Here is a 23,905-nt window from a genome sequence, read left to right on the forward strand (position 1 = left end):
TATCTCCTTAATTAAACAAGTTGCCAATTGGCAAAGTGACATCCAGTAGCTTGTCGAAAGCATAAAAAAGCGTGATACCTAATACTGGGCCGGAAATGATGGCAGCAATAGGTGTCGCGCCAAACAGCAACGCAATACTGATAGTCAATAGAGAGGTCGATAACGGGAAGCCTAGCCACTCAAATACCCAAGCATAGATAACCAATGAAAGGATGAGTAATACTAAGCGACGTAACACATATGCCTTAGGCCATTCAATCGCTTCTTGTTTACCAACAAGTAAGATGAATGCGCATAAAGCCATTAACGAAAGTATGGCTATCGGAAAAGGGCGGGGGCCAAGTGGTTCATAGGCGTATTCACTTTGTATCCCCCAGCCAATATAGAGGCCGATACCACACAATATTAGCCAGACAATGGCGAATATGCGTTGGCTCATTATTGGCCTCCGTTATTTCGCTAAGCCAAATGAACGAGCTTGTTCGCGGTATTGCTCGATCTCTTTTTTGACATAACTATCCAGCTCTTGACCTGTTAAGTTATATTCAAATAACCCGCGTAGCTCACGTTGTTTCTTGAACTCATCGGTTTGTTGGAGTTTTTTGAAGGCTTCAACCCATTGATTATAATCTTCATCTGAGACTTTTGGCCCCATATAGAAACCACGAATAATCGGCCACTCAATGTCGTAACCTTGTTCTTTCGCTGTTGGAATATTTTCAAGGCCATCACCAAGGCGCTTATCGGAATAAACGGCTAATACACGCACTTTCCCATCATTAAGGTAAGGAGCCATTTCACTCATATCACCCGACATGACTTGGATGTGATTACCTAACAGTGCAGTTAAAGTTTCGCCACCGCCTTCAAAGGCCACATAGCGCATTTTGCGCGGATCCACATCAATCTGTTTCGCGAGTAATGCCGTCTTCATCCAATCTTGGCTACCTACCGATCCACCAGCACCAAAGACGATACTGTTAGGGTCTTTTTTGAATGCTTCCATCAGATCTTTTAGATTTTTATAAGGAGAGTCTTCACGAACCGCTATCATGCCGTAATCACTTCCCACACTGGCGAGCCAACGTACATCATTTTCGTTGTAACGACCAAATTTCCCTTGCGCTAGGTTAAGCAGTGAGCCGCCTGAGAAAGCAACGATTGTGCCAGCTTCGGCTGGGCGTTGTGCAACGATGGCATTATAAGCCACCGCGCCAATACCACCAGGCATATAGGTAACACGCATGGGTTTTTCAATTTCTTTGGTTTCGAGTAGGGAAACTTGCACTAACTTACAGGTTAAATCAAATCCACCGCCGGGTTTTGCTGGTGCGATACATTCAGTACGCTCAGGTAGAGCCGCAGCTTGGTTAAGACCAGCAAAGAAAAGGGCAGCAGCGAGTGTCGCTAATGATGTTTTTTTCATTCTTTATTTCCTCACAAAAAAGCAGACAAAAAGAGATGTCATTGTTGTTTTTCTAATCATCATCATGGGCTCATAAAGCTTTCATTTACCTTTCATTAACAAATGAAGTTGTTTTTTTGTGATGAATATCAGATTGTTTATTATTAGTAGTTTTAACTTGTTAATTTAATGTTAATTTGTATTCATATAATATTCTTGTGAGCCACCTTGAAAATATTGTGCTTAAGTATTTTATTTCTCAGGGGTTAATGCGAACGTATACTCAGTATTGAATGAATTGAGAGCATACAAATGAGAATATTATTGGTTGAGGATCATGACGAGTTGTCGTTATGGTTACAAAAAGCGCTTAGTTCGACCGGCTTTGCTGTCGATATTGCGAGTGATGGCGCGATTGCTGATCAATTATTACAAACAGAAAGCTACTCATTAGTGGTATTAGATGTGTCGTTGCCAAGGCTCAGCGGGTTAGAAGTACTTGCCCAAATGAGAAAACGGGGTCAAGAGATCCCCGTGTTGTTGTTAACGGCAAACTCAGATGTCTCAGATAGGGTCAAAGGGTTAAATGCAGGGGCAGATGATTATCTCACTAAACCGTTTGATTTAGCGGAATTAGAAGCTCGGATCAGAGCATTATTACGGCGGAGCCAAGGGCAGGTGAATGAGCCACAACGTTTTGGTTCACTTTGCTACCATGAAGAAGGCTATTTCTTAGTGGATAAAGAGCCGCTGGCCTTAACACCAAGAGAATTCGCAGTACTTAATACATTATTTCATCGTCGTGGGCGGCCTGTCTCAAAGACACAATTATTCGAACAGGTTTTTTCATTGTCCGATGAAGCTAACTTACAGAGTATTGAATTGTATGTGCATCGAGTAAGAAAAAAACTCACAGGAACCGATGTCAATATCAATACGCTTCGCGGATTAGGATACCGATTAGAGCAGTGTAGTGTATGAAATTAGTCTCTCATCCACGCTCTCTCTTTCATCAGTTACTGCTCTTTTTCGGTATCCCCCTCATTATGTTGGGGGGATTCTCCGTTTATACTCACTATTACAGTGCCAAAAACGCGGCAAATCAGGCCTATGATCGGACATTATTGGCTTCGGCTCGTACTGTTGCCGAGCGGCTAAAGGTTGAAAACGGTCATTTGATTGTTGATGTTCCTTATGTCGTTTTAGACAGTTTCGAACGAAATATTAATGACCGATTGTTTTACCAAGTGATTGCGCCTAATGGTGAAACGATTTCTGGCTATGATGACCTACCTGAAATCCCCCCAAATTGGATGCGCTCTCAGTACTATACGGCGCTGGTCTATTTTTATGATGCCGAATATAAAGGTTTGCCTATCCGTGTGGCCACGTTTTATCAACCGATAAATGAAGGTGGCATGATGGGAATGGTGCAAATTCGCGTTGCTGAAACAGTCTCTTCGCGGCATGAGTTTGCTCGTCAACTATTAATATCCTCATTAATGAGCCAAGGTACTGTCGTGTTCCTGACATTAGTGCTGGCCTATTTATTACTGAGTAAGCTATTAACGCCGTTGAAAAAGTTATCTCAGTTAATGATGGGGCGCTCCGCTAATGATCTCACACCTATTCCTGATATTCTGCCATGGTCTGAATTATCGCCACTCGTGGACGCCCTGAATCGCTATATTGAAAGGCTAAAACGGATGGTTAAACGCCAAGAGCGCTTTAGTGCCGACGCTTCTCATCAATTGAAAACACCTTTAACGGTACTTAAAACCCAAGTGTCGGTTGCCCTGAATAGTACAAATGAAGTTCAGCGGCAGCAAAGTCTGCATGCGATTAATAAAACCCTCGACAGTACGATTGTCTTAACTGATAGGTTATTGCAACTCGCGCGTTTAAAAGCGCATGAGAAAGAGGCTATTCGTCACTATCGCGCGATTAATTTAGTGGAGTTAGTCCAACAGGCTTGTTTTACACGATTGGGGCAAGCCGAAAGTAAAGGAATTGACCTTGGTTATGAAGGACAAGAGCAATCATGGATTAAAGGTGAGCCTATTTTATTGGCAGAAATGTGTGCGAACTTAATCGATAATGCCATTAAATATACCCCTGATAACGGCATTGTAACGGTACGGATATTATTAAGTGAAAACAAACAGCATACCATATTAGAAGTTGAAGATTCAGGACCCGGTATCCCCGATAAAAAAATCAGTCGCTCAATGGAAGCATTTACACGCTTAAATAATGCATTAGCTATGGAAGGATCAGGTCTCGGGCTTGCGTTAGTGAAAGATATTGCGATTTATCATGGTACCGACCTGCAATTATTGAAGGGAAGAGAACTCGGTGGTTTGTTGGCAAAGGTGGTGTTTCAAACTAGCCAGTGATAAGTCAGATGAGGGTATTAATATAATCAACATTAGCACCCTCATTGCTGTAATTAACTTATTTATTCGTATTTTTGTTATCAAAATAATCTTGTACACGTGTTTTGATCGCTTCACGTTGTACATCTGTTAGCGTATTAAACATGGTGACATTATCCGTATCTTTATTGAGAATTAATGCATAGTAATAAGCTTCATTGGTATTTCCGTTTAGGATATGTGACTCATAAAGTTTTTCTAAAGCAATTTCAGGTTCATATTTTAATAAATATTGATACATCTCAATTGCCTTATCTAGATCTCGCGGCATATCGTAAAAGCCTTCGAAATAGATATCAGCAATGCCGATTATATGTTCAGTAGGAAGAGTAAGCTCATTGATAATCTTCTCATCAGCACTTTCCCTCATATTGAGATATTTTTTGAGATATTGAGTAGTACGCTTAAGATTTTCATGATTGACATCAAGGTGAGCATAATAAAAATTATATAGATATTTAGCTGCTCTGATATCACCTTTTTCATAAGCCTTTTGAGCATAATCTAGAGCCTTTTGGGGATTTTGGGTTGTGTAATATTCTGACAATAACATGAGAACATCATCACGATTTTTAGACTGTGACTCCAATAATTCTACATACGCTTTCTCATTTATCGGGCGACGGAATATATAACTATACTGTTCGGTTCCATCTCTATAGGCAGTAAGTAAAGAGGTAAATGCAAGATCTGAAATGATAGGATCGCTTGAGCCTAATCCCTCATGTAGAAATTGAATCATAGACTGGTAGAGTTCAGGGTTTGCAGCGACTTTTTTATTATTTACAGCTAAAGACGCAAAGTGTACTTTAGAATATAAGTCATTTTTCAAGGTTCCCGCTGAGTACAATTCACGCTTTTTGCCATCATTCGTAATGATTTTATCAAGCGCAGGAATAATGATATTTAAATCTTTTTTATCAAGTAATTTGTTATACCAATAGGCCGCAGCAGTATGTTGTTGTTGCTCAATATACCAATGAGAAAGTTTTAATGTCGCATTAATATCATTATTTAAAGCCGGTAATACCAGTGTATTATAGCGAAGCAGTTCATCTTCCTGACAACATGCGAGAGGGTATTGTTTTAGCCACGAAATAGCTTCATACCAATTAGGTTCTGCGATCCAGCGATTTTTTTTATAATCATAAATACCATTTTGCAATGACCTAATATATGTGTAAGCAGATTCTTGATGGCCTTGTTCTCCTGCGGTTTTAAAAAATTGCCTCGCTTTTAAATGATCAATGCTGGCGCCCCGACCATATGTGTGTGCAACGCCTAGTTGATAATTAGTGGTGGCATCTTTATCTTTTAATGTATATTTCTCATCAAACTTATCCATTTCAGCGAGATAGCGCTCACCATCTTTACCTGATTTCTTCAATAATTCACGCGCTTTCGTTCGGTTCGCATTAACAAGGTGTAACCCATATAAATAATTTAAGCCTAAGGTGAGAGCAGCAGATTGATTCCCAGAGGCGATCTGCTTGCTATAATAGCTCATGATTTTAGCTCTGTTTTTTTCGAGCTGACCTTCATCCTCATAATAGGACCATAATTCATGTAATGCTTTAGCACTACCTAAGTTTGCTGCTTGATCTAGATATTTAAGCCACTTAACATTGTCTTCTTTTTGCCCATATTTACCAAATCGATAGACATCGGCTAGCCTGTGGGTGGCTTCGGCATCATTATTGTTGTATTGATTGAGTAGCTCATTGAATTTTTGTTGTTCTTTTTCAATAAGCTTCATATCGGATTCATAATTAAGAAATTCATAATTATCCGGTGTAATATGAATGCGCTTATAATATTTAAGTGCTTTTGAATAGTCTTTTTCGACGCCAAATTTACCATATTGGTAGCGATAACCAAGTTCGGCTAAACAGCGGTTACTTCCTTGGTCAGCGCATTTATTGTGCCACATCCAACGATCATCATTCGTTATCCCCGTGAGTTGGTCAAATCTATTATCATCAAAAAGAGTTCCGGGTAGACGGTCATCATCGACTTTACCATGAATAATAAACAGCATTGCATCAATGGAACCCAGTTCTGCGGCTGTAATTATGTCTTGATAATGTAATGCTAACGCCTTGTCATCAATTGTATTCTTGATGCTCATACGGTTAACATTCGCTATGGCATATTTAAACTTTGCGTCAGGGTTTTGCTTTAATAGAGGTTGAATAGCTGATTTTACTTGCTCATTATTAAGTGACTGTTCAACAAGAAATTGAATTGTTCCAGGATAGTCAAGAAAGTGTTTAAAGAGCAAGTTATAAGCGTTTTGACGCTCTATTGTGGTGAGATAATGATATTTTTGATCCGCTTTTAAAGTTGATAAAATAAGGTAGGCGGCTTGTTCTTTTTCGTGTTTTTCATATTTTATTAGCGCTAATGCATGATGTATATTCGCATCAGTAAAATAATGACTTGCTCTATTGTATAAGGAAAAAGCATATTCTCTATTATTAATCGGATCTTGTTCTAAAAGGTAGTCTGCATAGTAATGCGCTAAGCTATAATCTGGAAACAAGGCGGACTTATTTCTTTCAACACTTTCTCTGAGTATATCCATAACGAAATCTTTTCCAATTTCATCGGATACATCAAATTGAAAATAGAGTCGTGCTAATGCATATTGACTATCTTGTACTAATTTATCATTCGTAATATTTTCTTGTAAAAGACTGATCGCCTTTTTTAAATTTTGCTCTGTACCTAGCGCTAGAGCGTACTTTTTTGCGAGATCATAGTTGATTTCTGCTGATGGTGAGATTTCACTAGCTTTTTGAATTAGTTCAAATGATTTTTCAGGATTATAAAAATGCTTTCTATAGTCTGCATAGAGGTTTCCTACAGTGATCAGTGTTTTTGGAGAATTCGGATATTTTTCTAGCAGCATATTGATATATTTTTTGGCTTGACTATCAAGATACTTCCCTGGTGCATTATAAAGGTTGGTTGATTGGTCAATCATTTCGATTAATGCATCTTGATGCCCAAGTTCGGCAGCTAGCTGAAGGTATTTTTGAGCCTGCAATTGATCGGGTTTTAAACTTTTTCCATATTTGTCACCATTATAGATTTGATACAGTAAATAAGCTTTTTTTGCATAATGATCGTCAACAATCATTGAAAAAATAGTAGGGAGATTAACCGTTGATGATAAGTCATTATTGGCACTTTCGGTCAGTGATATTAAATCCTTTTGGGGGGCATCGGATTGAGAAAATGCATAACTAGGTGATAGTGGTGATATCTGACTTATTGATGGAATAAAACTTAGGCTTATCAATGCAGTTAAAAGCACAGTCGGTGTTATCAGTGGCTTAATATTAGGGAGCATGGTTATCCTTTTTCATATTCATCATAAATCAAGTTGTACTATTATTTTAAACGCGATTACTTATATATTATCAATGCTAGTTTACAGTTGTTAACGCTTGGGGTATTAAAGAATAAACTGATCTTTTTCAGGAAAACCTGAAGCAAAAATTGCGTCAGGTTGTTTTAGCCAGCATGCCGTGATTTGCACGATATCTAACGGCAGTGGAATAAAAAATTTCCTTTTCCTGATAATATTAATTGCTTAGCGAATAACTTGTCCAAAACGGAATGTTTTGCTTATTTATATTTAGTTCAAACTATTCTAATTAATAGGTCATAATAAAAAACATAGCCCCACAAGTGTGGGGCATATGGATTACGACATTGCATTGCTTGAAGCTTAATTTTACTGCTAGGAGTCGTTTAAGCAATCTTTTTTCTGCTCAATTTTTTTCTTGCTCTTAAAAAGATGAGTCAGAGGGGTACGTAATTGCTGTGCTAACATAACACCTAATAATACCACGCCACCACCAATTAAATGGTAGCTTTGCAGCTCTTCACCGAGCGCAAAGATAGCGATGATTGCTGTAAATACTGGCGCTAAATTCATAAAAATCGAGGTCGTATTGGCGCCTAGGCGCATAACCCCTTGGATCCACAATGCAGGTGCGAGGATAGAGGCTGCAATACCCGCGAAGGCCACAAGACCAATGTTGTGACGGTTAAGCGACACGTCATCTGCCAATAAGAAATTGGGAATTAATAAAATAACGCCAAAGAAAACTTGTACATACAGTGAATCCCAACTTGATAATTGAATAGCCCAACGCTTAGTTAAGACGCCATATAAGGCATAAGCGGCAGAGGCAATCAACATCAACAGCTCACCGGTGCCTAATCCTTGGGAAAAGAGCGTTGCAGGGTTACCTTGGCTGACTAACCAAGTTAAACCCGCCAGCGATAACAGAGTACCGATAAAAATACCAACGGTTGGGATCACTCGCAGGACAAAAATACTGATGACAACGGTTAATAATGGGATTAAGGAGTTCATAATTCCCATAAAGGTTGCACTGACAGAATGAGCGGCATAATAGGCTAAGCTTTGGTAGAGCATCATACCCAGCGCCCCTAAAATGGCGAGTTGCCACCAATGTTTTCTGACTATCGACCAGTGACGCAAGACAGAGCGTAGCACAAATGGAGTCATGACAAGCAGAGCTAATGCCCAACGGTAAAAGGATATTGCGGCGGGATCGATAGCGGTTGCCGCGGCTTTATTCACTATCGCATTCATTGACCAAAGTAAAACCGCTATTAGCGGAAATAATAAATTTTTCATTAAAAGTTTCTCCCTAATGAGTGGCGTTAGTATACCGTTGTCAGATTTTTTATATATACTGATATCCAGACATTCGATAACGGTTTTCAGACAACATTTATGCAACAAGATCAAAAATCACCAACATGGCTGATTAATGAATGCAATATTATCGAACCTGCATTCATTGCATTGCGCCATGAACAAATTGATACTCAAAGCGAGTACAAATCGCATTCCCATCCATTTGGTCAATTGTTATATGTGGTGTGTGGCATTATGGAAATGGAAGTCGAAGGCAAACACTACCTTGCACCACCGGAATTTTGTGTTTGGATCCCCGCAAATACACAGCATGCAAGCTTTAATAAGCAGAGTGTGAAATTTCGTATTATCGATTTCGCGCAACGTTTTAGCGATAAATTATCATCCCGTGCTGGTGTGATTAAGCTCAGTCCTATTTTTCAAACAATTATGGCCGATCTTTATCAAAGGGGGGTCGTCGAGCCACAAACGGAGGAGGACATACGATTAGCCAGTGTACTGATTGACCAATTTGCAGTGTCACCTTGCCAAAAAACGTATCTGCCTATCACCAAAGATAAATTCTTATCGCCAATCCTAGCGTCTTTGCAAAAAGACCCTTCCGATAACACCACACTTGCGGATTGGGCGAAACGGAGTTACACCTCAGAGCGTACATTGTCGCGTCGTTGCCAGCAAGAGCTGGGAATGTCGTTTAGCGAATGGCGTCAGCGTTTACGCTATTTGCACGCCGTTTCTGCACTGGAACGAGGGAAAAGCGTACATGAAGTCGCACTGGATGTTGGCTATAGCTCAGCGTCTGCATTTATTGCGATGTTCCAACAGATCTCAGGGGTAACTCCCGACCGTTTCCGTGCGAAAGAATAGTGAAATCACAGTAATCGCACATAGGCAATGTGCGTGGAACGTGGCAAAATAAGCACTCATAAAATGAAACAACCATACAGTAGTTTGTATGTTGATCATTGAGCATACAATGACATGATTGGGGCGAATAAAGTGAAAATTTTGGTTGATGAAAATATGCCGTATGCTCAGCAGTTGTTTAGCAAACTGGGTGAGGTTAAAGCCGTACCTGGGCGTCCAGTACCTGAAGTTGAGCTTCTGGATGCAGATGCGTTAATGGTACGTTCGATAACAAAAGTTAACCGAGCACTATTAAGTGAAATGCCTGTCAAATTTGTTGGTACTGCCACGGCAGGTTTTGATCATGTAGATACGGCATGGTTGAAGGAAGCCAATATCGCCTTTTCTTCGGCTCCGGGGTGTAATGCCATTGCGGTGGTTGAGTATGTTTTTTCGGCCTTATTGATGCTTGCTGAACGTGACCATTTCGATTTGCGTGATAAAACGGTCGGTATTGTTGGTGTCGGGAATGTGGGTGGACGCCTCGCTAACCGATTATCCGCTTGGGGAGTGAAAACGCTTTTATGTGACCCGCCTCGTAAAGCAAAGGGGGAACAAGGGGCGTTTTTACCGCTGGAAACCTTGTTAGCTGATGCGGATATCCTAACGTTCCATACCCCATTGAATATGGATGGCGCAGATAAAACCTATCATTTAATGGATGCTGAACGCTTATCTAACTTACGTGATGGTACGATTTTAATTAATGCGAGCCGTGGTGAGGTTGTTGATAATCAAGCACTATTGTCTTTGTTAAAGCAAGGCAAAAACATGAGCGTTGTGTTAGATGTTTGGGAGCCAGAGCCTAATTTAGACACTGAATTATTAGAATGGGTAGATATTGGCACACCGCATATCGCAGGTTATACCTTAGAAGGGAAAGCGCGCGGTACGACTCAAGTTTATGAAGCGTACTGCCAATTTTTAGGTCAACCGGACCGTATCGCGCTATCATCGTTATTACCGAAACCGGAGATCAGCGCCATCACTTTTCTCGGTAAATTAACGCAAAGTCAACTCAAAAGGTTAGTTCATCTGGTGTATGATGTGCGTCGCGATGATGCCGCACTACGTGAAGTAGCGGCAATCCCTGGTGAATTTGACAAATTACGTAAACACTACCAAGAACGCCGTGAGTGGTCCTCTCTTGAAGTGCACTGTGATGATGAACAAACGGTATCTCAACTTGCTGCACTGGGTTTTAATGCACATTTAATTAAGTGATCACAGCGTGTCTCGATAAAGGTTGGTGAATGTAACATCAACCTTTTATTAAGACGCGTAGATGATTTCATTTAATGGTTATATTTTTGGAGAAACAGCAATGACTGAAGGTTGGAATATTGCGTTATTGGGAGCCACCGGGGCTGTCGGTGAAGCTATTTTAGCATTATTACAAGAACGCGAGTTCCCTGTTGGCGAATTGCATCTATTGGCGAGTGAACGAAGCGCTGGAGAAAGCCTGCGTTTTAATAATAAAAGTTATCAAGTTCAAGACGCTACCGATTTTGATTGGTCACAAGCTCAAATCGCGTTTTTCGCCGCTGGGGAAGAAGCCAGTTTATATTATGCAGAGCGTGCCGCCCAAGAAGGGTGCATCGTGATTGATACGAGTGGTGTATTTGCGCTTGAACCTGACGTACCTTTAGTTGTTCCCAGCGTGAACCCTCATGTGCTTGCTGATTACCGTAACCGCAATATTATTGCACTAGCGGATAGTTATGTAAGTCAGTTACTTAGTGCGACGAAGCCATTGATTGAAGCGGCGGGTATCGGCCGTATCACCTTAACGAACATGTTGTCTGTTTCCTCCTATGGCAAAGCGGCTGTTGATGAGTTAGCGGGGCAGAGTGCTCGCTTATTAAACGGTATTCCTGCGGAAGAAGGGCGTTTTAGTAAACAATTGGCGTTTAATATGTTGCCTATGCTGGCAGATATGGAAGGCAGCGTACAGCAAGAACGCCGTTTAGTTGAACAAGTCAGAAAAGTTTTACAAGACGATGGACTACCTGTTGCGGTGAGTTTTATTCAATCGCCTGTGTTTTATGGCAATGCTCAAGTGGTGTATCTCGAAACATTGCGTCCTGTTGGAGTAGAAGAAGCTCGAGATGAACTGGAACGTTTTGATGATATTCAGGTCTCAGAAGAAGGTGATTATCCAACTCAGGTCACTGAAGCATCGGGTAATGATCGCTTAAGTATTGGCTGTATTCGTAATGATTATGGTATCCCTGAAATTTTGCAATTTTGGTCGGTGGCCGATAATGTGCGTTTCGGTGGCGCTTTAATGGCAGTGGAAACGGCTGAAAAACTGGCTCAGGAGTTGTTTTACTGATGTCAGAGTCAACTAAGTTGTCTCGCATTGCGTTAGGCATCGAATACAATGGGAGTCGTTATTATGGATGGCAGCGCCAACAGGAAGTGAAAAGTGTGCAAGGCTGTCTTGAAGACGCTTTGTCAAAAGTGGCGAATCATCCGATTAATGTATTTTGTGCAGGTCGCACGGATGCAGGGGTTCACGCAACGGGGCAGGTGGTGCATTTTGATACCCCTGTGATCCGCAAAGAAGCCGCATGGACAATGGGAGTCAATACCCATTTGCCAGAGGATATTGCAGTACGTTGGTGTAAACCTGTCGATGAAGAGTTTCATGCGAGGTTTAGTGCAACAGCACGCCGTTACCGTTATGTCATCTTTAATCACCGTTATCGGCCAGCGATTTTGTCCAGTGGAGTGACACATTTTCACTATCCACTAGATGAAAAAAAGATGCATGAAGCGGCGCAAGCTCTGTTGGGAGAAAATGATTTTACCTCATTCAGAGCAGTCCAGTGTCAGTCGCGGACACCTTGGCGTAATGTGATGCATGTGCAAGTCACACGTCACGGTAATTATGTCGTGGTGGATATTAAAGCCAATGCTTTTGTTCACCATATGGTCAGAAATATAGTGGGAAGTTTGCTAGAAATTGGCTGCGGTAATCAGGATATTAATTGGATGGCACAATTGCTCGAACTAAAAGACAGAACGAAAGCTGCGGCAACTGCCAAAGCTGATGGCTTGTATTTAGTATCCGTTGATTATCCTGAAAAATTCGCTTTACCGTCGAATGTGATGGGGCCGTTGTTCTTAGCGGACGAACTGATGTGAATCTAATTTTATATACTCTAAATAATTTCAGAAGCAGCTAGGTGACTTGTGTGGATGTCCAGAGTCAACAGTGCCGTCATTGAAGGTATCATGAGTATAGCATGGATGCTATTGATAATGAGGTTTGTATGGAGTTTATCAGTTTTATTATCGACTTTATTTTGCATATCGATGTCCATCTAGCAGAGTTAGTTGCTGAGTATGGTGTATGGGTGTACGGTATTTTATTTCTGATCTTGTTTTGCGAAACTGGGCTGGTCGTTACCCCATTTTTGCCGGGAGATTCGCTGCTGTTTGTCGCAGGGGCTATTTCCGCGTTAGATAGCAATGATTTAAACGTACATTTAATGGTCGCATTGATGATTACAGCCGCTATTCTTGGTGATGCTGTTAATTATGCGATCGGGCGTATTTTCGGCGATAAACTGTTTAAAAACCCGGATTCAAAAATATTCCGTCGTGTTTATCTGGAAAAAACCCATGCTTTCTATGAGAAGCATGGTGGTAAAGCAATTATTTTGGCTCGTTTTGTGCCGATTGTTAGAACATTTGCGCCATTTGTTGCGGGAATGGGCAAAATGTCTTATCGTCATTTCGCCTTTTATAATGTGACAGGGGCGTTATTATGGGTACTGTCATTCACTTATGCAGGTTATCTGTTTGGTGATCTACCCGTTATACAACAGAATTTGAAATTATTGATAGTGGCAATTATCTTTATTTCAATTCTTCCGGGGGTGATCGAAGTGATTCGTCATCGTCGTGCAGCCGCGAAAGAAAAACGTGTTGCGGTTGAAAAAAGTGATAATCCATAACGGATTTAAAAGTTTTTATCCACAGTGGTGTACCATTGTGGTTTAATGGCACAAAATTACATACTGGCGTTTTACCTGAGTGAGTTGATGTGGCAATTATTTTTGTTGCTTGAATTCGCTAAGGAAAGTCAGAGATCAATCAGACGAAAAGGTCCATTAATGAGCTGGATTGAAAAAATATTAAAAAAAGGTAACTTGACCCAATCAAACAAAGTCAACATCCCAGAGGGTGTTTGGACAAAATGTGATAGCTGTGGGCAAGTCCTCTATGGGGCTGAATTAGAGCGTAACTTACAAGTATGCCCTAAATGTGATCATCACATGCGTATTCATGCACGCCAGCGTCTTGAAGCTTTCCTCGATGAAAACTCGACAACAGAATTAGGCAGTGAGCTTGAGCCAAAAGATGCGCTGAAGTTCCGTGATTCCAAAAAATATAAAGATAGACTCTCAGCGGCTCAAAAAGAGACCGGTGAAAAAGATGCTATCGTCGTAATGAAAGGAACGTTAAAAGGGATGCCAGTTGTCGTGGCGGCTTTTGAGTTCTCTTTCATGGGAGGCTCTATGGCTTCCGTGGTAGGTGCACGTTTTGTGCGTGCGGTTGAACAAGCTCTAGAAGATAACTGCCCATTGGTTTGTTTCTCTGCTAGTGGCGGTGCGCGTATGCAAGAAGCGCTGTTATCACTGATGCAAATGGCAAAAACCAGCGCGGCATTGGCCAAAATGCAAGAGCGTGGGTTACCTTACATTTCTGTGTTAACTGACCCAACCATGGGGGGGGTTTCTGCAAGTTTGGCGATGCTAGGTGATATCAACGTGGCTGAACCAAAAGCGCTGATCGGTTTTGCAGGTCCTCGTGTTATTGAGCAAACTGTGCGTGAAAAGCTACCTCAAGGCTTCCAGCGTAGTGAGTTCTTACTGGAAAAAGGGGCGATTGATATGATTGTTCGTCGCCCTGAAATGCGTGATACCTTGGCAGATGTATTGGCAATGTTGACTAACAAGCCAAGTTTTAATACCACTGAAGATACATTAGTCGTCGAAGAAGAGGATGTGAAAATCGATATCGCCAGTGACGATGCTGTCATCGATGCTCCTGAGCAAGTAAAGGACTCTGCTAAGCATAAAAAAGATGATGAATAATCAGTTTACAATCCCTAATGCCGAGTCTCCGCTGGAGGCTTGGCTCTCTTATCAGACAAACTTGCACAGCCAAAATATTGATATGGGGCTAGAGCGAGTTGGCTTAGTCGCCCGCAAAATGGGTTTAACACAACCCGCACCTCGCGTCATTACCGTCGGTGGTACTAATGGTAAAGGTACAACCTGCCATACGATTGAATCTATTTTGATGGCTGCCGGTCTGAAAGTCGGTGTTTACAGCTCACCACACCTTGTTCGTTATACGGAACGTGTTCGTATCCAAGGTTCGGAATTGGCCGAGTCCGACTTTTGCCGTGCCTTTGCTGAGATTGAACAAGAGCGAGGCGATATTTCTTTAACCTATTTTGAATATGGCACGCTGGCGGCATTAACGTTATTTAAGCAAGCCTCATTGGATGTCGTGATCCTTGAAGTGGGTTTAGGTGGTCGCTTGGATGCGACGAATATCGTCGATGCAGATGTCGCGGCGGTGACCAGTATTGCACTCGACCATACCGATTGGTTAGGGTCAGATAGGGAACATATCGGTTTTGAGAAAGCCGGTATATTCCGCGGTGGTCGCTATGCGGTTGTCGGTGAACCTGATATGCCTCAGTCAATTGGTCAACATGCCGAAAATATCGGTGCGTTGCTGTTTCGTCGGGATAAAGATTGGTCATTTGAACAACAGCAAGATTGTTGGGCATGGCAGAGTCGTCAATGCCAATGGCTGAATTTACCACTACCTAATGTGCCGTTAGCAAATGCAGCGACCGCATTGGGGGTGATATGTTGCCTTAAAGAGATTGATAGCCAACTTGCGACTAAAATCACTGATCAGGCAATTCATGACGGCTTGCGATCGGCTCAGTTACCGGGGCGCTTCCAAATTATTGGTGAAAAGCCATTAATGATTTTGGATGTTGCGCATAACCCGCACGCTGCTGGATATTTGATAAACCGCTTAGCACAACTGCCTGCTGTGGAAGGGCGTCGTGTCAGAGCCGTGGTGGGAATGCTTGGAGATAAAGATATTCAAGGTACACTCACCTGTTTATCAGAGCAAGTGACGGATTGGTATGTGGCTCCTCTTACTGAGTTTCGTGGGGCGCCTGCCTCGCAGTTGAGTCAATATCTTGATTCACCACAAGTATTTGATTCAGTCGATGACGCGTGGCAAAAAGCGTGCCTTGATGCAACAGATAACGACATCATTGTTGTTTGTGGCTCATTCCATACGGTCGCTCACGTAATGATGTTGTTAGAAAATTCAAAAGGATAAAATCGGTGGCGAGTAAATTTCAGAATCGTCTTGTCGGTGCCATTGTTTTAATCGCGGCGGGGGTCATTGTATTGCCTGCGCTACTTGATGGCGATAAGAAATATAATGAAAATGAATTTGCGGCCATTCCTATTATTCCTAAACCTGGTGATGAACAGGATATCGAAGCTATTGCACCGCTGGCACAAAATCCGGCGTCAGGCCAAGCTTCTGAGGCTATGCTGTCAGAAGCGATTTCCGAGCAGAAGCAGGAGGAGCAACAGCGACAGCGTGAGCAACAAGCCGCTGCAAATTCTGCCTCTCAACCTCAAGAGGTGCCGAATATCCCTGCTGAGGCACCTAAACAGGTGGAGCCAAAGCCTGAACCTAAACCAACGCCAAAACCTGAGGTTAAAGTAGAGCCGAAGCCAAAACCTGAGCCTAAGCCAGAAGTACAGGCCCCACAAGGTAAAGCTTTTGTGGTACAGCTTGGGGCGTTGAAAAATGCAGCAAAAGTTGAGGAAATTGTCGCAAAATTGAGGTTGTCAGGGTATCAGGTTTATACCGTACCTTCACGGCCAGTCAATGGGCAACTGACGCGAATTTTTGTCGGACCAGAAGCTTCAAGGCAATTGTTAGAAGGCGCACTACCTGAGCTACGTTCAATCACGGGGCTACAGGGAGAGATTAGGGCTTTTAAGCCATGATATTAAAATAGGAATATCACAAAAAGCCTGAGCTTTTAATCAATTACAGCGGCGAAGATGAATTTTTCTTTTCGCCGCTGGTTTTTTTAAATTGTATGTAAATTGGTTACGCAAACGTTTTCGTTTTCTGTTAGAATGCACTCCAGCCACTGCCGTGGGTGCGAATTTTGGAATAAGATATGGTCTGGTTAGATTACGCAATTATTGCCATCATTGGCTTCTCGGCATTGGTAAGCCTGATCCGTGGGTTTGTTCGAGAGGCGTTGTCACTAATCACATGGGGTTGTGCTTTTTTTGTTGCTAGTACATTTTATCCTTACTTGGCGGAATACTTTACGCGCTTTGAGGATATACTGGTACGAAATGGTATCGCCATTGCAGCATTATTTATCGCGACATTAATTGTCGGTGCTGTTGTGAACTATGTCATTAGTTCTCTGGTTCAAAAGACTGGCTTATCGGGTACAGATCGTGTTCTGGGGATCTGCTTCGGAGCGTTGCGTGGGGTATTGATTGTATCGGCATTACTCTTTTTTCTCGATACTTTTACACCCCTACCTCAAAGTGAGGATTGGCAACGTTCGGAACTTATTCCGCAGTTCAGTCATATAATCAGGTGGTTCTTTGACTACCTGCAAAATGCGTCAAGTTTCCTACCGGAGAATATTTCTCCGTCTGGCTGATGAGGAAAGACTAAATGTGCGGTATTGTCGGTATCGCCGGTGTTACGCCGGTTAACCAATCAATTTATGATGCTTTGACGGTGCTTCAGCACCGTGGGCAAGATGCAGCAGGGATTGCTACCATTGATGGCAAAAATAATATTCGCTTACGTAAAGCGAATGGCCTCGTCAAAGATGTCTTTGAAACGCGGCACATGCTCCGACTACAAGGTAATATGGGGATCGGTCATGTCCGTTACCCAACCGCAGGTAGTTCGAGTGCATCAGAAGCGCAGCCCTTCTATGTGAATTCACCTTTTGGTATCACCCTTGCTCATAATGGTAATCTGACAAATGCGCATGAATTAACGCGCCGTTTATTTGAAACCGCCCGCCGCCATGTCAACACAACCTCCGACTCTGAGATTTTGTTGAACATCTTGGCTTATGAATTAGACCGTTTTGACCACTTTCCGTTAGAGCCAAACAATGTGTTTACGGCGGTTGCGGCAATGCATAAAAGGTTGCGTGGCGCATACGCATGTGTTGCATTGATTATTGGGCACGGTATGTTGGCGTTTCGTGACCCTTATGGTATCCGGCCATTGGTCTTGGGGCGCCGCATATTAGAAAACGGCGCACAAGAGTACATGGTCGCTTCAGAAAGTGTTGCGTTGGATACGTTAGGCTTTGAATTCTTACGTGATGTCGCACCCGGTGAAGCGGTTTATGTGACAGAGCAGGGGCAGTTGTATACTCGCCAATGTGCAGAAAACCCACAATTAACGCCTTGTTTATTTGAATACGTCTATTTTGCTCGTCCAGACTCTTTTATTGATAAGATCTCGGTTTACAATGCGAGACTACGTATGGGGCAGAAATTAGGTGCTAAAATTGCCCGTGAATGGGAAGATCTGCAAATTGATGTGGTTATTCCAATTCCAGAAACCTCTTGCGATATCGCCCTAGAAATTGCCCACATATTAGATAAACCATATCGCCAAGGATTTGTCAAAAATCGCTATGTGGGGCGCACCTTTATCATGCCAGGCCAGCAGGAGCGTCGTAAGTCGGTGCGTCGTAAGCTCAATGCAAATCGTGCAGAGTTTCGTGATAAAAACGTATTGTTAGTGGATGACTCTATCGTGCGTGGCACGACCTCAGAGCAGATTGTCGAACTCGCTCGTGAAGCTGGCGCGAAAAACGTCTATTTTGCTTCCGCTGCACCAGAAGTGCGTTTCCCAAATGTGTATGGCATCGATATGCCGAACGCGAATGAATTGATCGCCCATGGGCGTGAAGTCGATGAAATTCGTAAACTGATTGGGGCAGATGGATTAATTTTCCAAGATCTGAATGACTTGGTTGATGCCGTTCGTGAAGAGAATCCAGAAATTAATGAGTTCGAGTGCTCTGTATTTGATGGTATCTATGTCACAAAAGATATTGACCAAACTTACTTAGATTATTTAGAAAATCTCCGTAAAGACGATGAATTAAAAATTAAAGATCAAAATGAAATTGAGAACCTAGAAATTTATAACGAAGGTTAATCATTTCTTTATACATATTAAGAATGCCAGCGAGATGATTACTGGCATTTTTTTATTCACCGCGATTGATTCTACAAATACTTTTCAATAAAAACATTCAAAAAAACTGCATATATTTTAATCTTTAAATTAGTCAGTGATGAAAACAGTTGCTAACCTGAAATCGGTTTCTTGCTCTTATTTAATCACCATAAGCGATTTTTATTTGATTACCAGATACCAAAAGACAATAAAGATATTAGGCTCTTATTTGAGATAAAATAGGTAATTAATCGTTGTGAAATCAATATTTAAGTTAGGAATTAAAAGCACGTTATTAAAATAAAAATTTCCAGTTATATCTGATATATTGCTGTTTTTAATTGAGTATCTTGTTGTGAATATCCTCATGCATCTGGAGTTCTCATGATTGACCTAACAGCCTTACCCGATAACTTAAAGCCTTTTGTTGATAAAATCACGGCTACAGCTAAACCAACCATAGAGATGCAACTCACGCCTGTTGAACAGCCGATTTTGTGGGAAAGTCGTATTGGTGGCATGCCTTATTTGCCTTTAGGCTCAGATTTTCCTGTCGATAGTGATGGCATTCCTTTAAAACTATTGGCACAAATTAATTTCGCACAAATGCCGCCACTTGAAAACTATCCAACAACTGGATTATTGCAGTTTTTTATCGGCGGTGATGATTTGTATGGTGCGGATTTTGATGATCTACAAACCCAAAACGGTTTTCGCGTCATCTATTGGGAGAGTGTTATTGAAGATAACGCAAAACTCCAACAAGACTTCTCCACCATTGAAGCCGCTTATGAAGATGAGTATTACTCACCAATAGAAGGGCAGTTTAGTCTCGAATTCACACCCGCGACACAATATATCAGCTCGAACGACTTTCAGTTTGGCCGCAAAATTTTAGATGTTGATGATCTGTATGATTACGAAGATCAGTTTGAAGGCGAGGATTTTTACGATGAATGGCTAGAACCCTACAATGAACACTTTGCGTCGAACGGTCATCGTATTGGCGGCTATCCTTTCTTTACTCAAACCGACCCTAGAGAGTATCGTAAAGAAATTCAGGACTATGTATTGTTACTGCAAATCGACAGTGATTATGAAACTGGCATTTTATGGGGCGATATTGGCGTCGGTAACTTTTTTATTCATCCTGAAGATTTAAAAAATAAAGATTTTAGCAAAGTGGTCTATAACTGGGATTGTGGTTGATAGATTTAAGGGCTTTTCATTGCGATAATTGCTACTATGGTTGTTGGTGATATCGAATCGTGCGGGGAGCAGAATGAAGAAGCTAATCATTGGGTTAACAGGAGCAAGTGGCGCAATCTATGGCGTTAGGTTATTAGAGGTGCTAAAACCTGTTAAGAATGTGGAAACCCATTTAGTGATGAGCGCAGCGGCCCGTCAAACCTTATCATTAGAAACACATTATAGTGTCAAAGAGGTTCAGCAATTAGCTGATCATCATTATGATAGCCGCGATATCGCCGCGGCTATTTCTTCCGGCTCCTTTCGTACAACGGGTATGGTGATTATGCCATGCACCATGAAAACACTTTCTGGCATTGTACACAGCTATACCGATACATTAGTCACTCGTGCTGCCGATGTGGTCTTGAAAGAAGGTAAAAAACTCGTTCTAGGGGTACGTGAAACACCGCTGCATTTAGGGCATTTAAAGTTACTGGTGCAAGCGGCTGAAATGGGAGCGGTCATTATGCCGCCAATGCCAGCCTTTTATCATCAGCCTAAATCCATTCAAGATATTGTTGACCAAACAGTGAACCGAATCCTCGATCAATTTGATATTGAATTAGACCAAGATTTATTTACCCGCTGGCAGGGAGGGAAGTAGTTTTATTCGATTGCCAGTTATAAATTGTCGCCGTTTAGTTAATCTACTGACCATGACGCAGTGAATGGTCAGTAGCCTGCTCAAACTAGCTCGTTGAACTATCACGCGTTTTAAATAAATCTTCTAAGGCGATTTTTAACTCAATATATTCAAATTGAAAACCCGCCTCTTCCAAGCGTTTTGGGATAGCTTGCTGCCCACCAAGCACTAACGTCGCTGCTTCACCCAAAATGGCCTTAATCATAAAGGCGGGAGTTCGAACAAAAGCGGGGCGGTTAATGACCTCGCCTAAAATAGCGGCAAATTGGTCATTATGGACAGGATAAGGCGCTGTCATATTAAAGGGGCCTGATAAAGTTGGGTTATCGAGCAAAAAACAGATAGCATTGACCATATCGTTAATATGTATCCATGGCATAAATTGTTTGCCATGACCAATTGGGCCACCAGCCCCCATTTTAAAGATAGGAAGGACTTTTGCGAGCGCGCCTCCGTTTAATGACATCACAATGCCTGTACGTAATAAACAAACGCGGGTCGATGGTGATTGCGCATTTTGAGCAAGGGCTTCCCAATGTTGGCAGAGTTGATGAGTAAATTCATCGTGTGGCTGCTCTGATTCTGTGACAACGGCTTGGCCTTGATCGCCATAATAACCAACCGCAGAGCCAGATAAAAAAGTATGCGGTGGTGTTTTACTTGCAGCGATTAATTCAGTTAAGCGTTGAGTGATTTTCCATCGGCTATCACACAACAATTTTTTCTGTTCATCACTCCAGCGCTTTTCAGCGATAGGCTCCCCAGCAAGGTTAATCACAGCATCAAAATCATTGAGATCTTGCTTATCCTGTAGTGAAGTCCAACATTCGATAGCCTTACAAAAGCGGCTGTAGACTTTCTGCGGGGAACGGCTTAGTACTGTTACCTTATCAGAGCGAGCAACAAGCCGTTGTACGAGAGGTGTACCAATTAAACCGGTACCACCGGTAATAAGTATCCGCATAATCGCCTCCTGTGAAAAATTGGACTAATCAGTGTAAAGCTTATCTGAGCTAACTATAGCAGCTACTCAGAAAATTTGCTGAGACTGCATTGCATTTCCTAAAAATTCGCTTGTTGTTGCTGTAAATAGCCTATTATTAAAGCTCCTGCAACATGAAATCAATACTCAAATTTGTGTGCTATCACTTGCAAGGGGAACGTGAAAAGCATACCTTGTTACAGACTGTTTGCTTGACCGATTTCGGCAATAGTTCTATGGCATAAAAACTGTGTTAACAGGTTAAAAAAAGGTTTTAAGGATGGAAGAACAAACCGAAGTGGTTGAATGGGTTGACATTGTTGATGAGAACAATGAGGTTATCGCTCAGGCCACACGTAGCCAGATGCGAGCAGAGAACTTACGCCATCGTGCTACTTACATTGTTGTCCATGATGGAATGGGCAAAATACTGGTACAAAGGCGAACGGATAGTAAAGATTTCTATCCGGGCTACTTAGATGCGACTGCTGGCGGAGTGGTGACTCAAGGTGAAAATATTTTAGATTCTGCTAAGCGTGAAGCAGAAGAAGAATTAGGCATTGCAGGCGTGCCGTTTGCTGAACATGGCTTATTTTATTATGAAGGCGAAAACTGCCGTATATGGGGCGGTCTGTTTAGTTGTGTGAGCCATGGCCCTTTTGCATTGCAAGAGTCTGAGGTGGTTGAGGTGAATTGGTTAACGCCAGCCGAAATTAGTGCTCGTTGTGATGAATTTACCCCTGACTCCTTAAAAGCGCTCTCTTTATGGTTAACACGGAATAATGAGTTTGAGAAAGCTATTTCGTGTGCAAATAATTCGTAACTTAACGACTTAAATTGATAAGGGCTATGCTTTAGCCCTTTAATTCATACTGTCTTCTATTCTATAGTGTTACTGATACTATATTATAACTATTAGTTATAATTAATAAGTGGGCTATTTGATATATTTATATGCCCACTGAATTATGCCTTCCTGCTAATTAATTCTTGGTCACCATGTTGCACCATCCGAGAGAATAAATAATGACAATTCATAAAGATGTATCTTCTTTAAAACAACAACACCTACAAAATGTCACGAATAAAGCCCGTGCGATTATGGAGCGAGAGGGGATTGAAGCCCTCGTAGCTACCGTGGGAGATAATTTTTATCACTTAACCGGTTTTGCTAGTTTCTTCATGTATACCTTTAGGCAAACAGGCTCGGCGATCGCGGTAATTTTTCGTGACCCATCAGTGAAATCGCTGGTGATTATGAATGAATTTGAGGCTGCAAATTTGCAATTGGAAATGCCTAATGCACAAGTGCGTACATTCCCAATATGGGTTGATGTGGATGATCCTTATCACCCTGATAATGGCAAAGTTGTTAAGCAAAGGCCTATTCATAGCCCGATTGAGACTATCTTTACGCTATTAAAAGATGCGCTGACCGAAGCCGATGTATATGGTAAACCTGTCGCCATTGAATTGGGTCAAATCAGCCATATGGGGAAAGTGTGGCTAGACAAGGTGATCCCAGAATTAAATCTAGTGGATTCCGCTCCGCTCTTCAATGAATTGCGCGTTATCAAGAGTGAATGGGAAATCGCTCACTTAAGAAAAAGTGCTCAAATTACAGAAGCGGGTATTCAAGCTGCTAGCGAATTAATCAAAGTGGGTTGTACTTCCGCTGAATTAACCGCAGCTTTTAAAGCTAAAGTGATGGAGTTTCCAGAAACTAACTACAGTCGTTTCAATTTAATTTCAGTCGGCAGTGATTTCTCCCCAAAAATGCTACCGGAAAATGTGCCTGCGAAAGAAGGGGATCTTATTAAATTCGATTGTGGTGTTGATGTTGCGGGATATGGGGCTGATATTGCAAGAACCTTTGTTGTTGGCAATGCTAACGATAAAGTTAAAGAGATTTATCAAACCATACATAAAGGCCATGAATACATGCTCAACCGTGTCGCTCCCGGGGTACGTTTAAGTGATGTGTTCAATGAAACCATGGCATTAATTCGCTGTTCTGGCTTACCACACTATAACCGTGGTCACTTAGGGCATGGAGATGGTGTATTTGTCGGGTTAGAAGAAGCCCCTTTTGTGAGTGCAGCGACGACTGATGTGTTTCAGCCGGGAATGGTGATGAGCCTAGAAACACCTTATTACGGTATCGGCATTGGCAGCATTATGATTGAAGACATGCTGCTAGTCACTGAAGAGGGAGTTGAGATGCTCAGCCATTTGCCACGTCATTTGGTTTCTGGTGGTTAAGTAAGAA

The 23,905-nt window shown here is 41.9% G+C and carries 21 protein-coding genes; 16 read left to right on the plus strand and 5 right to left on the minus strand.

Going from position 1 to position 23,905, the window contains the following annotated elements; translation table 11 throughout:
- Positions 1-7 precede the first annotated feature (7 nt).
- Together PR699_RS15760 and PR699_RS15765 are read right to left on the minus strand one after the other, a co-directional pair.
- Entirely contained in the window at positions 8-439 is a 432-nt protein-coding gene (locus tag PR699_RS15760) for a tripartite tricarboxylate transporter TctB family protein (protein ID WP_004921207.1), read from the minus strand.
- A 12-nt stretch (positions 440-451) separates the two neighbouring features.
- On the minus strand, positions 452-1,426 hold the full coding sequence (locus tag PR699_RS15765) for a tripartite tricarboxylate transporter substrate binding protein (protein WP_004921205.1): 975 nt from the start codon (positions 1,424-1,426) through the stop codon (positions 452-454).
- Positions 1,427-1,717: 291 nt separating this feature from the next.
- Between PR699_RS15765 and tctD the strand changes: the two genes are divergently transcribed.
- Entirely contained in the window at positions 1,718-2,386 is a 669-nt protein-coding gene (gene tctD, locus PR699_RS15770) for a transcriptional regulator TctD (RefSeq protein ID WP_004921202.1), read from the plus strand.
- Positions 2,383-3,801 carry a sensor histidine kinase gene (locus tag PR699_RS15775; RefSeq protein WP_014656281.1) on the plus strand — a complete coding sequence of 473 codons (1,419 nt, stop codon included), beginning with the start codon at positions 2,383-2,385 and terminating at the stop codon, positions 3,799-3,801. Before tctD ends, PR699_RS15775 begins: the two co-directional genes overlap by 4 nt.
- Positions 3,802-3,859: 58 nt before the next feature.
- On the opposite strand, the gene PR699_RS15780 is transcribed toward PR699_RS15775, so the two are convergent.
- Complete coding sequence (locus PR699_RS15780; protein ID WP_014656280.1) at positions 3,860-7,195, minus strand: SEL1-like repeat protein; 3,336 nt, start codon at positions 7,193-7,195, stop codon at positions 3,860-3,862.
- A 393-nt stretch (positions 7,196-7,588) separates the two neighbouring features.
- Positions 7,589-8,518, minus strand: coding sequence for a DMT family transporter (locus PR699_RS15785; RefSeq protein ID WP_014656279.1), 930 nt, complete (start codon positions 8,516-8,518; stop codon positions 7,589-7,591).
- Between the two features lie 99 nt (positions 8,519-8,617).
- Between PR699_RS15785 and PR699_RS15790 the strand changes: the two genes are divergently transcribed.
- From PR699_RS15790 to PR699_RS15845, 12 genes are all read left to right on the plus strand, one after another.
- The gene (locus PR699_RS15790; RefSeq protein WP_004921194.1) at positions 8,618-9,409 is read left to right on the plus strand and encodes a helix-turn-helix transcriptional regulator; all 792 of its coding nucleotides are present in this window, start codon (positions 8,618-8,620) and stop codon (positions 9,407-9,409) included.
- Positions 9,410-9,541: 132 nt separating this feature from the next.
- Positions 9,542-10,672 (plus strand): 4-phosphoerythronate dehydrogenase PdxB, encoded by a 1,131-nt coding sequence (gene pdxB, locus PR699_RS15795; protein ID WP_014656278.1) that lies wholly within the window; start codon positions 9,542-9,544, stop codon positions 10,670-10,672.
- 100 nt (positions 10,673-10,772) lie between these two features.
- Entirely contained in the window at positions 10,773-11,783 is a 1,011-nt protein-coding gene (locus PR699_RS15800) for an aspartate-semialdehyde dehydrogenase (RefSeq protein WP_014656277.1), read from the plus strand.
- Positions 11,783-12,598: a tRNA pseudouridine(38-40) synthase TruA gene (truA, locus tag PR699_RS15805; RefSeq protein WP_004921188.1), complete on the plus strand. Its 816-nt coding sequence runs from the start codon at positions 11,783-11,785 to the stop codon at positions 12,596-12,598. The genes PR699_RS15800 and truA overlap by 1 nt, the downstream gene beginning before the upstream one ends.
- Before the next feature lie 128 nt (positions 12,599-12,726).
- Positions 12,727-13,413, plus strand: a complete 687-nt coding sequence (locus PR699_RS15810) for a DedA family protein (protein WP_036943938.1) — start codon at positions 12,727-12,729, stop codon at positions 13,411-13,413.
- A gap of 159 nt (positions 13,414-13,572) precedes the next feature.
- Entirely contained in the window at positions 13,573-14,556 is a 984-nt protein-coding gene (gene accD, locus PR699_RS15815; RefSeq protein WP_036943936.1) for an acetyl-CoA carboxylase, carboxyltransferase subunit beta, read from the plus strand.
- Positions 14,549-15,838, plus strand: coding sequence for a bifunctional tetrahydrofolate synthase/dihydrofolate synthase (folC, locus tag PR699_RS15820; RefSeq protein WP_183124486.1), 1,290 nt, complete (start codon positions 14,549-14,551; stop codon positions 15,836-15,838). Before accD ends, folC begins: the two co-directional genes overlap by 8 nt.
- Before the next feature lie 5 nt (positions 15,839-15,843).
- Positions 15,844-16,524, plus strand: coding sequence for a cell division protein DedD (gene dedD / locus PR699_RS15825; RefSeq protein WP_004921181.1), 681 nt, complete (start codon positions 15,844-15,846; stop codon positions 16,522-16,524).
- Positions 16,525-16,703: 179 nt separating this feature from the next.
- Positions 16,704-17,207: a colicin V production protein gene (gene cvpA, locus PR699_RS15830; RefSeq protein WP_004921179.1), complete on the plus strand. Its 504-nt coding sequence runs from the start codon at positions 16,704-16,706 to the stop codon at positions 17,205-17,207.
- Positions 17,208-17,221: 14 nt separating this feature from the next.
- A complete protein-coding gene (purF, locus tag PR699_RS15835) occupies positions 17,222-18,739 on the plus strand; it encodes an amidophosphoribosyltransferase (RefSeq protein WP_004921177.1) in 1,518 nt (505 codons plus the stop codon).
- A gap of 405 nt (positions 18,740-19,144) precedes the next feature.
- Positions 19,145-19,969 (plus strand): YwqG family protein, encoded by an 825-nt coding sequence (locus PR699_RS15840; protein ID WP_004921171.1) that lies wholly within the window; start codon positions 19,145-19,147, stop codon positions 19,967-19,969.
- A gap of 73 nt (positions 19,970-20,042) precedes the next feature.
- Complete coding sequence (locus tag PR699_RS15845) at positions 20,043-20,615, plus strand: UbiX family flavin prenyltransferase (RefSeq protein ID WP_004921169.1); 573 nt, start codon at positions 20,043-20,045, stop codon at positions 20,613-20,615.
- 85 nt (positions 20,616-20,700) lie between these two features.
- On the opposite strand, the gene PR699_RS15850 is transcribed toward PR699_RS15845, so the two are convergent.
- On the minus strand, positions 20,701-21,618 hold the full coding sequence (locus PR699_RS15850; RefSeq protein WP_004921167.1) for a TIGR01777 family oxidoreductase: 918 nt from the start codon (positions 21,616-21,618) through the stop codon (positions 20,701-20,703).
- Between the two features lie 298 nt (positions 21,619-21,916).
- Here PR699_RS15850 and yfcD point away from each other — a divergent pair, with 298 nt between their 5' ends.
- Together yfcD and PR699_RS15860 are read left to right on the plus strand one after the other, a co-directional pair.
- Complete coding sequence (yfcD, locus tag PR699_RS15855; RefSeq protein WP_004921163.1) at positions 21,917-22,459, plus strand: NUDIX hydrolase YfcD; 543 nt, start codon at positions 21,917-21,919, stop codon at positions 22,457-22,459.
- Positions 22,460-22,662: 203 nt separating this feature from the next.
- Positions 22,663-23,898 carry a M24 family metallopeptidase gene (locus PR699_RS15860; RefSeq protein WP_014656275.1) on the plus strand — a complete coding sequence of 412 codons (1,236 nt, stop codon included), beginning with the start codon at positions 22,663-22,665 and terminating at the stop codon, positions 23,896-23,898.
- Positions 23,899-23,905 lie beyond the last annotated feature (7 nt).

Source organism: Providencia sp. PROV268 (assembly GCF_028477805.1).
GTDB classification, from domain to species: Bacteria; Pseudomonadota; Gammaproteobacteria; order Enterobacterales; family Enterobacteriaceae; genus Providencia; species Providencia stuartii.